At 31.0% G+C, this 15057-nt stretch carries 14 protein-coding genes, 1 tRNA gene and 2 pseudogenes; 10 read left to right on the top strand and 7 right to left on the bottom strand.

The genetic code is table 11. The annotated features are described in order from the left end of the window. Positions 1 to 22: 22 nt before the first annotated feature. The 3 genes and pseudogenes from AAID94_02810 to AAID94_02800 all read right to left on the bottom strand — a co-directional run bounded on the left by AAID94_02810 (position 23) and on the right by AAID94_02800 (position 2357). A pseudogene (locus AAID94_02810) lies at positions 23 to 244 on the bottom strand (sodium:pantothenate symporter). 249 nt (positions 245 to 493) lie between these two features. Then, the gene (locus AAID94_02805; protein ID XAK24463.1) at positions 494 to 1699 is read right to left on the bottom strand and encodes a HAMP domain-containing sensor histidine kinase; all 1206 of its coding nucleotides are present in this window, start codon (positions 1697 to 1699) and stop codon (positions 494 to 496) included. Beyond that, positions 1692 to 2357, bottom strand: coding sequence for a response regulator transcription factor (locus AAID94_02800; protein ID XAK24462.1), 666 nt, complete (start codon positions 2355 to 2357; stop codon positions 1692 to 1694). Before AAID94_02800 ends, AAID94_02805 begins: the two co-directional genes overlap by 8 nt. 134 nt (positions 2358 to 2491) lie before the next feature. Here AAID94_02800 and AAID94_02795 point away from each other — a divergent pair, with 134 nt between their 5' ends. After that, positions 2492 to 3091: a bacteriohemerythrin gene (locus tag AAID94_02795; GenBank protein ID XAK24461.1), complete on the top strand. Its 600-nt coding sequence runs from the start codon at positions 2492 to 2494 to the stop codon at positions 3089 to 3091. Between the two features lie 13 nt (positions 3092 to 3104). Beyond that, a pseudogene (locus tag AAID94_02790) lies at positions 3105 to 3344 on the top strand (ribbon-helix-helix domain-containing protein). A gap of 209 nt (positions 3345 to 3553) precedes the next feature. Here the strand turns inward: AAID94_02790 and AAID94_02785 are convergent. The 4 genes from AAID94_02785 to AAID94_02770 form a co-directional block, all read right to left on the bottom strand. After that, a tRNA-Asn gene (locus AAID94_02785) sits at positions 3554 to 3628 on the bottom strand. Between the two features lie 79 nt (positions 3629 to 3707). Further along, a complete protein-coding gene (locus AAID94_02780) occupies positions 3708 to 4958 on the bottom strand; it encodes an ArsS family sensor histidine kinase (protein XAK24460.1) in 1251 nt (416 codons plus the stop codon). Then, entirely contained in the window at positions 4955 to 5629 is a 675-nt protein-coding gene (locus tag AAID94_02775; GenBank protein XAK24459.1) for a response regulator transcription factor, read from the bottom strand. The genes AAID94_02780 and AAID94_02775 overlap by 4 nt, the downstream gene beginning before the upstream one ends. A gap of 82 nt (positions 5630 to 5711) precedes the next feature. After that, entirely contained in the window at positions 5712 to 7130 is a 1419-nt protein-coding gene (locus AAID94_02770; protein XAK24458.1) for a DegQ family serine endoprotease, read from the bottom strand. A gap of 208 nt (positions 7131 to 7338) precedes the next feature. Between AAID94_02770 and AAID94_02765 the strand changes: the two genes are divergently transcribed. From AAID94_02765 to AAID94_02730, 8 genes are read left to right on the top strand one after another with little or no spacing between them, the layout of a single operon-like run. Continuing rightward, entirely contained in the window at positions 7339 to 8238 is a 900-nt protein-coding gene (locus AAID94_02765) for a DnaJ C-terminal domain-containing protein (protein XAK24457.1), read from the top strand. 15 nt (positions 8239 to 8253) lie between these two features. Next, positions 8254 to 8628 carry a heat shock transcriptional regulator HspR gene (gene hspR / locus AAID94_02760; GenBank protein XAK24456.1) on the top strand — a complete coding sequence of 125 codons (375 nt, stop codon included), beginning with the start codon at positions 8254 to 8256 and terminating at the stop codon, positions 8626 to 8628. Beyond that, a complete protein-coding gene (locus AAID94_02755; GenBank protein ID XAK24455.1) occupies positions 8629 to 10251 on the top strand; it encodes a cation:proton antiporter in 1623 nt (540 codons plus the stop codon). It abuts the gene before it with no gap. A 9-nt stretch (positions 10252 to 10260) separates the two neighbouring features. Next, on the top strand, positions 10261 to 10593 hold the full coding sequence (locus AAID94_02750) for a hypothetical protein (protein ID XAK24454.1): 333 nt from the start codon (positions 10261 to 10263) through the stop codon (positions 10591 to 10593). Continuing rightward, positions 10586 to 11206 (top strand): HAD family hydrolase, encoded by a 621-nt coding sequence (locus AAID94_02745; GenBank protein ID XAK24453.1) that lies wholly within the window; start codon positions 10586 to 10588, stop codon positions 11204 to 11206. The genes AAID94_02750 and AAID94_02745 overlap by 8 nt, the downstream gene beginning before the upstream one ends. Before the next feature lie 53 nt (positions 11207 to 11259). Next, positions 11260 to 13254, top strand: a complete 1995-nt coding sequence (glyS, locus tag AAID94_02740; protein ID XAK24452.1) for a glycine--tRNA ligase subunit beta — start codon at positions 11260 to 11262, stop codon at positions 13252 to 13254. Next, positions 13251 to 14072, top strand: a complete 822-nt coding sequence (locus AAID94_02735; GenBank protein ID XAK24451.1) for a M23 family metallopeptidase — start codon at positions 13251 to 13253, stop codon at positions 14070 to 14072. The genes glyS and AAID94_02735 overlap by 4 nt, the downstream gene beginning before the upstream one ends. After that, positions 14069 to 15019 (top strand): SAM-dependent methyltransferase, encoded by a 951-nt coding sequence (locus tag AAID94_02730; GenBank protein XAK24450.1) that lies wholly within the window; start codon positions 14069 to 14071, stop codon positions 15017 to 15019. Before AAID94_02735 ends, AAID94_02730 begins: the two co-directional genes overlap by 4 nt. The last annotated feature ends 38 nt before the right edge of the window (positions 15020 to 15057 follow it).

Below are 15057 nucleotides of genomic sequence, written 5' to 3'. Positions count from 1 at the left end.
ATAATCAGCAAATTTTTGCTGATTATTTCTTTTTAAACTGCCAAATTTTGTAAGATACAAAAAATAAAAAATTAAAATACGCATTAAAAATCTGCCAAGATACAATAAAAAACAATATCATGATCACGCCATAAAAATTTTCAAAGCGAGTCTTTTATCAGAAAATCTTCGCATTTATCAAAATATAATCTAAACATAAAAACGAAATTAAAATATAAAAATTGCTTAAATCATCATAGGTCAATGATCTCGCAAGAAATGATCTTCCTGTGTATGTTTACCCATACCAAGCCTTATTAAGTAGCAACAGACACAGCTATCCTCTTTGCTCTTTAGCATATTTACGAACAGCTTACATGGCCGTATAAGATAAATCAGCTTTTTTAATAAATTTATTTTATAGAAAAATAAATTTTTATTGATAATAACTATAAAATAAGAAAGTGTTTATAGAGCTTCAAGCAAGTGAATACAAAAATTTTATTATCCTTTTTCAGATCTTCTTTGTATCCCAACTTAACTTAAAAACACTGCCTTCATTTTCCACTGATTCGCAAATGATTTTAATATCATTATCATCGCAAATTTTTTTTACCAAAGAAAGCCCTATGCCAAAGCCTCCTTGATCAGTATTAAATCTCGCATACCTATCAAAAATGTGCTTAAGATTTGTCTTTGAAATTCCACAACCTGTGTCTGCAATGCTTAAAAAACCTGTTTTTAGCTCCACCAAAATCTCTCCACCTTTTTTGTTGTATTTGATTGCATTACTTAAAAGATTGTCTATGAGTTTAGAAATTTGGTTTTTAGAAGCGAAAATACTTGCTTGATGTAAATTAAGCTTTAGACTGATTTTCTTTTGCTCAAAAAATATTTTAAAATATTCTAGTCTTTCTTCAATCAATGCTTTTAAGTCAAGTTCTTGTTTATTAAGCTCTAAGGTATTAGGAAAATTATAAAAAACAAGATCTGAATACACTTGAGACAAACTTTTTGCAGCTAATTTTATCCTTGTAAATTTGGTATTATGCTCTAGTTTTTGATTTTCAAGTTGTTCTATACTCATCAAAATCACGCTTAAAGGGGTGTTAAGCTCATGGGTTGAATCTTTGATAAATCGGTTAAGAGTGATGATCTTATCTTCTAATGGTTTTAGAGCAATTTTTACTAAAATATAAGCTATCAAGCCCAATACACAAAAAGCCATGATGGCAAAAGAAAAAACTTTTACTCTAATCCAAACAAGATCCTTTTTAACGTCCTCGCCTTGGATTAAAATTTTCAATCCGCTTTCAGTATGTATATTATCTTCATTTGCATGCTTTAAAAAATAATTATCCGTATTCATACGATCAAGAAAAAATACTTTACCATCATAAATTCCCCTACCCTTAAGCTCAACCCTTGCTTTTCTAAAATCAAAATCCAGATTATCAAAAATAGCCTGTTTTTTATCAAAAATAGCAAATTTAAGTCCAGTGCTTTGGGCGATATTGCTAGCACTTTCATTCATGGGAACAAAACGAGAATTTAGGATATTTATAATGATATTTCTATGATTTTCCCTTAAAGAAGTACCTTTTACAACTACTAATTCTTCATATAATTTTTGATACCATAAAGTAAAAAAGATCGCTAAAAAAATACCTGTGGTAGTCAAATAAATCAATAAAATTTGCCTAATGACTTTTTTAGCCATAGCAATATCCTCTGCCCCTTTGATTGATAATTTTTTCTTTTCCTAATATTTTACGCAAATTTTTAATATACGCTCTTAAACTAAGTTCACTAGGCTCTTCATCATACTCCCAAAGTTCTTCAAAAATTCTTTCAGTGCTTAAAAAATTATTTTTATTTTTTAAAAGTAAAGATAATAATTTAATCTCTTTACTTGGCAAAGTTAAAGCTTTATCAAAATGGTAAAGAATTTGCGAGGTAAAGCTAAATTTAAACCCATTTCCTAAATCTTCATAATCTTCATTTTTATGAGAAAAAGCCCTCTTTAACAAAGCTTGAATGCGAATTGAAAGTTCTGCAAGCTCAAAGGGCTTGCGTATATAATCATCACAACCGGCATTATAACCCTCTTTTAAATCTTCTGTTGTATTTAAAGAAGTCATAAAAATAGCAGGAGTTTGTTTTCCACAATCTCTTAATTCTTTTAATAAAGAAAATCCATCGCCCAAAGGAACCTTAACATCTAATATCCATACATCAAAATGTTTTTCATAAGCGAGTTCTAAAGCCTCTTTAGCGTTGGTACATAAATAAACTTCATAGCCCTCATCAATTAAAAATTCTTCTATAATCTCACTTAAACTTAAATCATCTTCTAAGAGCAGAATTCTAGCTGCCACAAGATACCTTTCTTTGATATTTCTTGAAATTGTATCAAAAAATATTGAAAAAATGGTTTAATACAAATTAATTTATATTTAACTTATTTTTATGTTATAATCTTTAATGCAAATAAATTTTTCAAGGAGTCAAAATGCTTCCAAAATGGGACAGCAGTTTTAGTGTGCACAATGCCAAAATTGATGATCAGCATAAAAAACTTTTTGAGCTTGCAGCAAAGGTTGAAATTGTTTCTGATAGATCAGTAAGCAAAAATGAAGTAAAAGAGCTTTTAGCTGAATTTTTCAACTACATGAAAGATCATTTTAATGATGAAGAGAAATATATGCAACTCATTGCTTATCCAGCATTTGAAGAACATAAAAAAATTCATAAAGAAATTATACAAACCATGATTAATCTTATTAAAGATATCAAATCAACAAATGATCTTAAAGAAAAGCTTTATATTATAGCAAAAAAATGGCTCTTAGAGCACATACTCTATGAAGACATGAAAGTAGAAAAATGGAGAAGCTCTTCTTTAGCAACAGACGAAGGTAAAGATGTCAGCTTTGAAGCAGCGGATGATAGCGACGATGACAAGCCGCAATTTTATCTTTATAAATGCAATTGCCCAGGTAAAGTACATGATGTCCCTTATGGCATCCATCAAAAAATTGAATTACAAGGACACAAATTCACTTGCAAAACCTGTAAGCAAGCAATTACATTTTTTCAAAAACATTCCTAGAAAGGTTAAGTTAATGAAACAAGAAACTAGAAATTATTCCCTTAGAATGCCTTTAGAACTTAAAGAACGCTTAGATAATTTGAGTAAAAATCTTTCCAAGCCTAAATCAAGTATAGTTAGAGAGGCCTTAGAAGCTTATCTTAATGAAATTGAAGATTTTTCTTTTGCAGTCAATGCCTTAGAAGAACTAAAAGACGGAGATTATTCAAAAGCGAGTAAGAAGATAGATAAGGTTGTAGAAAATCTTCAAAAGGAATCAGATGATTTAGGTGATTTTGATTTTGCTATCGAAGCCTTAGAAGAACTAAAAGACGGAGATTATTCAAAAGCGAGTAAGAAGATAGATAAAATCGTTAAAAATCTCAAAAAACCAGAATAAACATTATAAATACTTTATCACATTGTGATAAAGTTTATTAAGTTATATCAATTAAAAAATATGATTTTATACAGAGTTAGAAGTGGCTCCGGATGTAGGATTCGAACCTACGACCAATCGGTTAACAGCCGACTACTCTACCGCTGAGCTAATCCGGAATATCTTAAAAAGTAAAATGTAATTATATTTGATTTTTAAAACTTTGTCAAGTATTTTTTCAAAAAAATGCAAAAAAATTCATTCTTTAACAATAATACTTTTTAAATTTCTAAAATAAAACAAATTCACACCCTCTTCATAATCATAATCAAGCTTCATTCCATGAGATTCTAAAATGGTATTAACTATATAAAGTCCAAGTCCAAAGCTTGATTTTTGCTTTGAGCCTCCTTGAGTAAAAGCTTGAGTGTAATACTCTAAAGTATTGTTTAATTCAGGACCTCTATTTTTAAAACAAATATAATCATCCATTATATCAATTTGTATAAAGCCATTTTCAGAATGCTTAATACCATTATCAATCATATTTTTAATCGCAGTGGTAAAAAGCTTGAAATCTACATTCACAAAAAAGCTCTCATCCATAAAAATGCGTATGTTATTATCATCTCGCATAGCGATTTCTTTGGCCTCATCTAAAACATCTAAAATATTATATTTTTTGCGGTTGATAAATGCTGCTCCGGAAGTAATTTGTTCTATGGCTGCAAATTCGTTGATAAGAATTTCAAGACGATTAAATATGCTTCCTAATCTTTCTTTGTATTTGTTATCCTCTAACATTTCAAGAGTGATAAGTCCTTTAGTAATCGGGGTTTTAAGCTCGTGCATAATATTTCTTAAGAAAAATTGACGCGATTGATTGAGCTTACGAATTTGAACGATTGCTTGATAAAAAGCTTCACTTACTTGAGAAATTTCATCCACTCCCGTGCTTACATCTTCTATATCATTAAGTTTTCCTTGAGCAAATTTATCAATTTGCCTCTTTAAAGCTTTTAGAGGTTTTAATTTTTTAAATATATAAATATAAAGCAATACAAGTATACAAATAACAGCTACGGCTATGGCTTTAATGATAAAATATCTATAAGTTTGATAATCTTGATCTTTATAAAGATTTACCTTGCCATCAAAAATAATATTTAAATACACTTGTCTATCATAAGAGATGATTTCAATCAAGCCATTATTGACCTCGACTCTAGCTAACACTTCTCCGCCAAATAGAATTCTACGAATTTGCCTAACCTCTACAACAGACTCCATTTTGTTATAGTTTTTTGTTTGCTCTTCAAATTCTTTTTCGCTAATTATCCCTGCAAAATTTAAAAGCCTTGCGTTAGCTATTAAAGAATACTTGGTATTTAATTCTCTAGTGTAATTTTGCTGATCATATTCTATGAGCCATAAAAAGCCAAGAATAACACTAACGCCAGCAAAAATAAAAATAAAAGTTATGGTATAGAAAATAGATGAACGATTCATTGAGTAAGCTTATAGCCTATACCTCTGATAGAATGGATATATTTTGGAGTTTTTGGATCATCACCCATTTTTTGACGAATGCGGCTAATAATTACATCGATACTTTTATTGCTCGAATCTTCACTGATTGAAGAACAATTATAAACAAGCTCTTCGCGACTGACAACACCGCCTTCTTTTTTGATCAAATAGCTTAAAATGTCAAATTCTGCATTGGTTAAAGTAAGCTCTTGACCCTTCATTGTGATAATGTGCTTGTATTGATCATAAACAAGATCTTTAACACTTTTTGCTATGGCACTTTTTGTATTTGAAATGCGTCTTAAGTGACTTTTGATGCGCGCTTGAAGTTCTTTAGGATTGTAAGGCTTTGGCAAATAATCATCCGCGCCCAATTCTAAAGCATTAACCTTATCTGTAATATCATGTCTAGCACTTGAGATAATAATAGGCGTATCATACTTTTTACGAATTTCTTCACACACTTCAAGCCCATCAAGTCCTGGTAAAGAAAGATCTAAAATTATAAGTTGATATTCTTTTAAAGCAAGCTTTGAAAGTCCTATATAAGGCTCATGTGCGATATCAACTTTCATATCAAATTTTTCTAAATATTCAGCCGTAATTTCAGCAAGTTCTAAATCATCTTCTATCATAAGGATATTTGTCATTGCATTCCTTTTACTATATTTAATCTCGGTTTTTAAATTTTAAACTAAAATATATAATGAAAGGGAAACCCTTTCGTAAAAACTATTTAAGTATCAACAAAGTTGCAAAACCATTGCGATAAACCCAAATTTTAGTAAATTCTTTTTTCTTTACTTGCTTTAAAGCTTGTTCTAAATCTTTTAAATTTTTAATTTCATTTTGTCCTACACCTATGATGATATCACCTTCTTGAAATCCTGAATCCTTAGCCCTACTCTTATCTTTAACACTTTCTACAAAAACCCCATTTACATCTTTTGGAATTTGCAAACGCTCTTTAAATCTTGGATCCAAATTCCTTAAAGTCATACCCTCAATCAAATCATTTTGAACAGTCTTAGGATTTTCTTTTTCTCCTTTGAGGGTAAAATCAACTCTTTTATTTTCCCCATCTCTTTCATAATCAAGTATAATTTTTTGACCTATCTCTAAAGTACCTATATAGTTTTTAAGATCACTTGGACTTTTAATTACTTTATCATTCACCTTAGTCACCAAATCTCCGCGCTTAAGTCCTGCTTCATCGGCACTTGAGCCTTTTTGCACATCAGTAATTAAAGCACCATCTTGATTTTTATAAGCTTTTTTAGTATCACCCTGTAAAGCAGAAATAGTTACACCCAAAAATCCTCTATCAATCCTACCTTTTTCAATGAGCTTTTTAGCTATATCTTTTACCATATTTGAAGGTATTGCAAATCCAATACCATTATTTCCACCCCCACGAGAAAGAATAGCTGAATTTATCCCTACTAAAAATCCACGACTATCCACTAAGGCACCACCTGAATTTCCAGGATTGATTGAAGCATCTGTTTGAATAAAGTTTTCATATTGGTTTAAACCTATATTGTCTTTATTTAAAGCAGAAATTATCCCACTTGTAACACTAAATCCAACACCAAAAGGATTTCCTAAAGCAAAAACAACATCTCCTTCCATTAAATCATCTGAATTTGTGAAAGTAATAGCCCAAAGATTATTTGCCTCTATTTTAATCACCGCTAAATCTGTCTTTGGATCCTTGCCTATAAGCTTTGCTTTATATTCTGTATCACTGCCTGGTAAACTTACGCTAATGGTATCTGCATCATCTACTACATGGTTATTTGTAACAATATAACCATCTTGCGAAATAATCACGCCTGAACCCAAAGAACTGACCACTTCTTTATCATTCCCTCCTCTTCTTTGTGGAAAATCAAAATCAAAAAATTGTTTAAAATAAGGATCATTAAAAAAATCATCCAAAGGACTTGGACGATTGACCCTTGTGATAGTTTTTGAAGTAGAGATATTTACAACAGATTTTTTAGCATCTTTTATCGAATCATGATAAGAAAGAATTGTATCTCCAGCCGCAGGATTAACACGATTGGTTGTTATGCTTGTTTCATTAAAATTGATATTTGCAGCAAATAAAGCACTTGCTAAACTCAATGATAAAATAAGCTTTTTCATTTTGCTTCCTTTTTTGTTTATATTATTCTTAAAAAACATATGATTTGTAAAATATTTTACGCATTTCATAAGTATAAAACCGAAAATTTACAAAATTGTAAATGAAAGCTTGAGTGATAAAAATTTATAAAACTTGATTGACTTAGGCTAAAGTTTTTGATATAATTTCTACTTAAATAAAACAATTATATATTTTTTAAGGAATAACATGAATAGCTTATATGAAACACTTGGAGTGTCTAAAAATGCTAGTGCAGATGAGATAAAAAAAGCCTATCGTCGTTTAGCAAGACAATATCATCCTGATATCAATAAAGAAAAAGGTGCCGAAGAAAAATTTAAAGAAATTAATGCTGCTTATGAAATTTTAAGCGATGAAAAAAAACGCGCACAATATGATCAATATGGAGACTCCATGTTTGGAGGGCAAAGTTTCCATGACTTCTCAAGAAATGCAGGTGGAGTCAATTTGGATGATATCTTAAAAGATCTCTTTGGCGGAGGTTTTGGAGGAGGCTCTTCTAAAGGAAGTCGTTTTAATGGTTTTTCATCAAAAGGCTTTAGTGCTGGATTTGGGGGTTTTGGTGGATTTGAAGAAGAAGATTTAGATTCTACTATAGAACTTAGCATTCCTTTTGAAAAAGCAGTAACAGGTGGAGAATATAGCTTTAGCCTTCAAGGAGAAACCATCAAATTTAAAATTCCACACGGAATCAAACAAGGAGAAAAGCTTAGAATTCGCAACAAAGGCAAAAAGGGGCGTAACGGAACACGCGGGGATTTAATTGTTGTAGTCAAATTAGGAGAAAGTGAAATATATCAAAGAGAAGATGATGACTTATATCAAAAAGTTGACATCTCTTTAAAAACGGCTCTATTTGGTGGAAAAGTTACCGTTAATACCCTTAAAGAAAGTAAAAAAGAAGCCACCATAACCATACCTGCAAATTCTAAAAATGGACAAAAAATTCGTCTTAAAGGCTATGGAGTACAAAATCGCAAAAGTGATATCTATGGAGATATGTACTTGGTATTAAATGTTGTTTTACCAAATACTGAAACCCTAGATGAGAAATTAATCGAAATGTTAAAAGAAAAACTATCATAAAAAAGGAGTAAAGTCATGGAACACCATTATGATGAACCCGTATATCTAATAAGCGTTGTAGCAAAAGTGTTGAGTATACATCCACAAACCCTAAGACAATACGAAAGAGAAGGCTTGATAGAGCCTAGTAGAACTGATGGAAAAATAAGACTCTATTCTCAAAGAGATATCGATCGTATAAAACTTATCTTGCGTTTAACGCGCGATATGGGGGTAAATCTAGCAGGAGTAGATGTAATCTTAAAGCTTAAAAATCAACTCCACGAATTTGAAAATTTAATCGATGAGTTACGCTTAGAGCTTAGTAAGCAACAAAATCCAAACGCAAGCTCGAAAGCGGTTGTAAAACATAAAAATAGCTTTGATTTAATTTTTTATGAAAAAAAATAGATGGGTAATTTTTTAGAAATTTTTTTAATTACAGCTGCCATAGCTATCGTTCTTAATGTTATTTTTAAGAAATTTGAAATTCCTACTATTATCGGCTACATTGCCGCAGGAGAGATTATTTCTGAAATTTATCATCTAAGCGGCAAGGGTGAGATTGCACATATTGCTGAATTTGGTATAGTATTTTTAATGTTTACCATAGGGCTTGAATTTTCTTTTAAGCATTTAATGGCTATGAAACAGGAAGTATTTTTAAATGGCTCCTTGCAAATGCTTACCTGTGGCTTTGTTTTTATGTTGCTAGCTATAGGAATTTTAGGACTTGGTGACAAAAGTGCAACCATAGTAGGTTTTGCTCTAGCTCTTTCTTCAACCGCTGTGGTGCTTAAAATTTTAAATGATAATGGCGATATCAATGAGCAATATGGAAGAAAAGCTTTAGGAATTTTACTTTTTCAAGATATAGCTGTTATTCCTTTATTATTGCTTGTAGATTTCTTCTCTTCAAACAATCAAAACATAGGACAATTATTACTCACAACCCTTCTTTCAGCGGCCATTTTAATTGCTCTGCTTTTCTTTATAGGTAAATACTTAGTCGATAGGATATTTAGGCTCATCATACGCGCCTCCTCACAAGAAATTTTTATCAGCACTATACTTTTTATGGTGATTGGAGCAAGCTTTTTGGCGCATTATTTTGGTTTTTCTTATTCTTTAGGGGCGTTTATTGCAGGAGCCTTGATAGCAGAAACTAAATACAAACACAAAATCGAAGCAGATTTAATCCCTTTTAGAGACTTGCTTTTAGGTTTATTTTTTATAACCGTAGGAATGCAAATTCAACCTAGCATCGTAGCGCAAAATTGGTTTATTATCTGTGTTTTAACTCTGCTCATAATGGGTTTAAAATTCGGCATAGTGTGTGGTTTTTTATTTTTATATACCAAAAAAAGAGTGGCATTAAAAACTGCCTTTTCCATTGCCCAAGTTGGAGAATTTGCCTTAGCGATCTTTTCGCTCTTGCAAGCAAAAAGCATGTTAGATGTTGAAACTGCTCAAATTTTGATTGTCGTTTCTATTATAACTATGATTATCACTCCTTTTGTATTAAACAATATAAGAAAAATAGCCAATGTAGTAGAAGATATGACTTTAAATACCAATGTCGTTCAGCAAAGCACTCACAGCACTCTAAAAAATCATCTTGTAATCTTTGGATATGGACGCTTAGGGCAAGAGATAGTGCAAAAAATCAAAAATACTGGTGTTCCTTATTTGGTTTTAGAAAGTGATTTAAATTTGGTAGAGCTTGGTATAAGTCGGGGCGAAAATGTCGTTTTTGCTAATGCCGCTCAAGAAGAAACACTCAAAATAGCCAACATAACAGAATGTGCAGTAGCAATCGTAACCATAACCAACGAAGCTAAACTCGAAATGATTTGTCAAGTCTTAGCTTCTTATCCAAAGCCTATTGACACAATTATCCATGTCAATGGTAGTCTTGAAAAGATGCTTTTTTCAAGCATTGATGAGAATATTCGCATTGTAAGATCTGAAAAAGTCATCGCAAGAAATTTGGTCCAAGAAGCTCTAGAATGCAGAATTCATAAAAACACTTAAAGGATAATATTGGCAAAAATTGATGAAAAAACTCTAAGAGTTAAATATTTAAGAGCTTTAGAAAAATTTGCAAATGCAGCTATTTCAGCTTTAAAAAAAGAAAATTTTGATAAAGAAAAATTTCAAGAAAGAATGGAAAAAAATAAAAAAATAGTTGAAAAATGCGAGGCAGTAAATTTAAATTCAAGCTATAATAAAACCTTAGAAAATTTTGTAAATAATTGCCTTGACTTCTCAAAACAAAAAGAAGAGCTTCTAAGCCTTGCAAATGCTTTGGATAAACTCAAAAAAGGCGAAAAAAAAGAAAAACATAAAACTTATTTGAAGGATTATTATGATTAATGTATTTTTTGATATGGACGGCACCTTAATCGACAGCGCAAACGCTATATCTTGTGCTGTTAATGAGATAAGAAATGAACTAAACTTAAGCCCACTTTCTAGGGAAAAAATTATGCAAACCATCAATACCCCAAATGTAGACTGGGCAAAAGAGCTTTATAGTATCGATAATTTTCATCATTCTAGCTTTAAAGATGGTTTTGAAAAATATTTCATCAAACACTATGAGCAAAGCGTAGTTTTATTTGAAGGGATTAAAGATATATTGGAATTTTTAAAAGAACAAAATTGTTTTTTAGCTATCGCTACTAATGCACCCCAAAGCTCACTTTCTAGTATACTTAAAAAACATGAAATCATTCCTTATTTTGATAAAATTTTAGGCGTAAGTCTTGGTATAGAACCAAAACCCCATCCTATGATGCTTGATCTTTTAAAGTCTGAAGCACCCCATAAAACAAGTATTTTTATAGGCGATAGTCAAAAAGATAGAGAATGTGCAAAAAATGCGAATATACCTTATTTTCACGCTAAATGGTATCAAAAGGATTTACAAGAAAATGAATTTAGCAATGCAAGCGAACTTAAAAACTTTTTAGAGAGATATTTATAAGTTTTTTAATGAAAATTGAGTTAAAATAAAATAAATTTTTAAAAGAGTAATATATGAGTGAATTATTAATAGAAATCGGAACAGAAGAGCTACCTGCTATTCCTTTACTAAAAGAATTAGCCAATATAGAAAAAAAATGGAAAGATGTTTTAGAAGATTATCGCTTGGTGAGTGATTTTAAATTTTACTACACTCCTCGTCGTTTAGTGATTTTTCATGAAAATTTCGCAAGCAAACAAGAAGATAGCTTTGCTGAATTTATAGGTGCGCCTAAAAATGTCGCTTATAAAGAGGGGCAATTATCAGCCGCAGGGCAAAGCTTTTTACAAAAAGCAGGTATTAGCGAAAGTGAGCTTTCTTTTAAAGAGATCAAGGGTAAAGAAGTCTTATATCATCAAAAAGCCATTAAAGGTTCGCAAAGTCAAGAAGTTTTAGGAGAAATGATTCATCAATTCTTAAAAAGCCTTAACTTTGGCAAAAGTATGCGCTGGGGTGCTAATTCTTTTGAATTTATCCGTGCAATCCGCTCTATAGTTTGTATTCTAGATGATAATTTAGTCGAATTTGAAAGCTATGGCGTTAAGAGTGCTAAAAAGACTTTTGTACATAGAAGTGTAAGCTATGACTTGCAAGAATTTAATAACGCAAAAGAGTATTTTAGCCTTTTAGAGAAAAATCATATCATCTTAGATCCGCTCCAAAGAAAAGAAAGAATACTCAAGCAATTTAAACTCCTAGAAAGCCAAAACAATATCCAAATAGGCGAAGATGAAGAGCTTTTGGCTGAAGTTATTGCCATCACAGAATATCCTAATGCACTTTTAGGAAGTTTTGAAGAAGAATATCTTCAAATTCCTAGCGAAGTTATCATTACTTCCATGAGAGAAAATCAACGCTATTTTGCAGTCTTTAATGAAAAAGGCCTAAGTAATCATTTTATCGTGGTAAGCAATGCGGTGTGCGAGGATTACTCAAAAATCATTCATGGCAATGAAAGGGTTTTGCGCGCAAGGCTTAGTGATGCAATGTTTTTCTATCAAAACGATTTGCAAAGTGGCTTAAATCCTGAAAAACTCGCTAAAATGACTTATCTTGAAGGCTTAGGAACAATGCAAGATAAAAGTCTAAGAGAGATAAAAATCGCTGAAGTTTTATGCCAAATGCTAAACAATGATAAAATCGCGAACATAAGTACTGCGATCAAATACGCAAAAGCTGACTTAGCAACGCAAATGGTCTATGAATTTACAGATTTGCAAGGGATTATGGGAAGCTATTATGCACAAAAAATGGGCTTAGATTATGAAATTTGTCTTGCTATAAAGGAGCAATACCTGCCAAATTCCGAACAAGCTCCACTTCCTAGCACTGAATTTTCAAGCATAGTTGCCCTTGCGAACAAGCTTGATACTCTCATAGGACTTTTTAGCATAGGCAAAATTCCAAGCGGTACGAAAGATCCTTACGCTTTAAGACGCGCTGCTAATGGGATAATCAAAATTGCCCTAAATTTAAACAAAGAATTTGACATTCAAGCACTACTAGAAAAACTAGCAAGCCACTATAAAAACTTTGATATGCAAATTTTAAAAGATTTTATTTTTGAAAGACTTTATACCTTTTATAGCGTTAACGCTTCTTTTATCAAAGCGGTTTTAAGTTCTAAAAATACAGATCTTATCCACATCAATCAAAGCGTAAAAGCCCTTATAGAATTAAGCAAAAAAGCTAATTTTCAAGAAAATTTCACTACCTTTAAAAGACTGGCCAATATCGCTAATAAAACTTCACACAAAGTCGATGAAAACCTCTTTATTGAAGAAGCAGAAAATAAACTTTATAAAGCCTTTAAGGAAAAAATTCAAGCACACTCTTTACAAGAAAAACTTGAAAATCTCTTTTCGCTTAAACCTTTTATAGATGAATTTTTCGATAAAGTAATGATCAATGCTGAAGATGAAAAACTTAAAAATAATCGCCAAGCACTTATCTATGAAATTTACGAAGAATTCCTAAAAATCGCTGATCTTAAAGAGTTAAGCCTATGAAAGCTTTTTGGCTTTTTCTAAGCCTTGCTCTTTGGCTTTTTGGTGCTCAAAATTTCGAGCTTATCAAAGGACAAGCTTTATTTTTGGAACTGGATAAAAAAGATTTTATTTCTTTAAAAAATGAGGATAAAATTTTAGCCACCTTTCCTCATCCTAAAAATCAAGAAAAAATTTTAGCTATATTTTCACTGCCTTATAAAAATCCACCTCAAAATACAAAACTGATTGCTCTTTACAAAAACAAAAAAGAAGAAATTTTTATAAAAACTTTAGAAGGCAATTATAAAAGTGAAAAATTAAGCGTAGAAAATAAAAAAATTTTTCCACCTAAAGCCGTTCAAGAACGCATTGCTAAAGAATTTAAAGAAGCTAATGCAATTTATAGCTCTTATACTCCAAAAGCTTTATTTGATGGCTCTTTTAATACTCCTTTAGATTCTTTTATCACAAGTGATTTTGGCAAAGCAAGAACCTTTAATGAAAAAGTTGCAAGCTATCACAGCGGAACGGACTTTAGAGCTGCTGTGGGAACTCCTATCTATGCGGCTAATTCAGGCATAGTAAAAATAGCAAAAGATCGTTATTTTGCAGGAAAATCCGTAGTCATTGATCATGGTTTTGGAATTTACTCGCAGTATTATCATCTTTCTAAAATCGAAGTCAAGGTAGGACAAAGGATTAAAAAAGGTGATTTTTTAGGACTGAGTGGGGCTACAGGAAGGGTTAGTGGACCACACTTGCATTTTGGTATTTTAGCTGGAGGCAAGCAGGTAGATCCTTTGGATTTTATCTCTAAATTCAATACACTTTTTCAATGAAATTCAGTGAATTTTTTCATACTTGGCTGCATGAAAGTTATTATAAAAACGCTGTTAGTATAGGTAAAAATGGAGATTTTTTTACCGCAGTAAGCGTGGGAAATCTTTTTGGCACTCTTTTAGCAAAGCATTTTTTAGATCTTGTAGATAAAAAAGTCTTAAAACTTCCCTTAGAACTCGTAGAAATAGGAGCCAATGAGGGCTATTTAAGCAGGGATTTTTTAGCTGCTTTACTTGAATTTAGGCCTGAAATTTTTTCCAAGCTTTCTTTTTTTATCATAGAACCTCATGAAAAATTAAGAAATTTACAAAAAAAGACCTTAGAAGGCGTGGAATTTACACATAAGAGAAGCTTAAAAGAATGTCATTTTGAAAATGCCTTTTTCTTTTGCAATGAGCTTTTTGATAGTTTTGCTTGTGAATTGATAGATAATGATAAAATGGCCTTTGTGCAAGATTTTAAACTTGTTTTTGAACCCATGGAGGCTAAATTAAAAGAAAAATGCGAAGTTTTAAATTTAAAAAAAGGCGAATTAAGCCTAGAATTGGAAGAATTTTTTAAAGATTTGGATAAAGCTTCTAAAAAATTTATCTTTGCAAGTTTTGATTATGGCGTGTTTAATCCCGAACAATTTAGCATTAGAATTTATCAAAAACATGAAGTTTTTAATCCTTTTGAAATCACTTTAAAAGATTTTTTTGGTAAAAGCGATTTAACCTATAATATTAATTTTACGCAAATTCAACAGCTTATAAAAGAACATGATTTTAAACTCTTAGCTCTAAAAAAACAAAACCAAGCCTTGATTGATTTTGGTTTTGAAGAATTATTAAAATACACCAAAGATAAAAATCTTAAGACTTATGAAAATTTTCTTTCACAAAGTAAAATTTTATTTTTTAATTTTGATGAAAAATTTCACTTCTTTGAATTTGCAAAATTCTAGCATTAACACTTCTCATAAAATAAAGCGTTGAAAGTTTA

Source organism: Campylobacter coli (assembly GCA_039516895.1).
In the GTDB taxonomy this organism is placed as follows: domain Bacteria; phylum Campylobacterota; class Campylobacteria; order Campylobacterales; family Campylobacteraceae; genus Campylobacter_D; species Campylobacter_D coli_B.
This window is presented reverse-complemented; position numbering and strand designations above follow the sequence as displayed.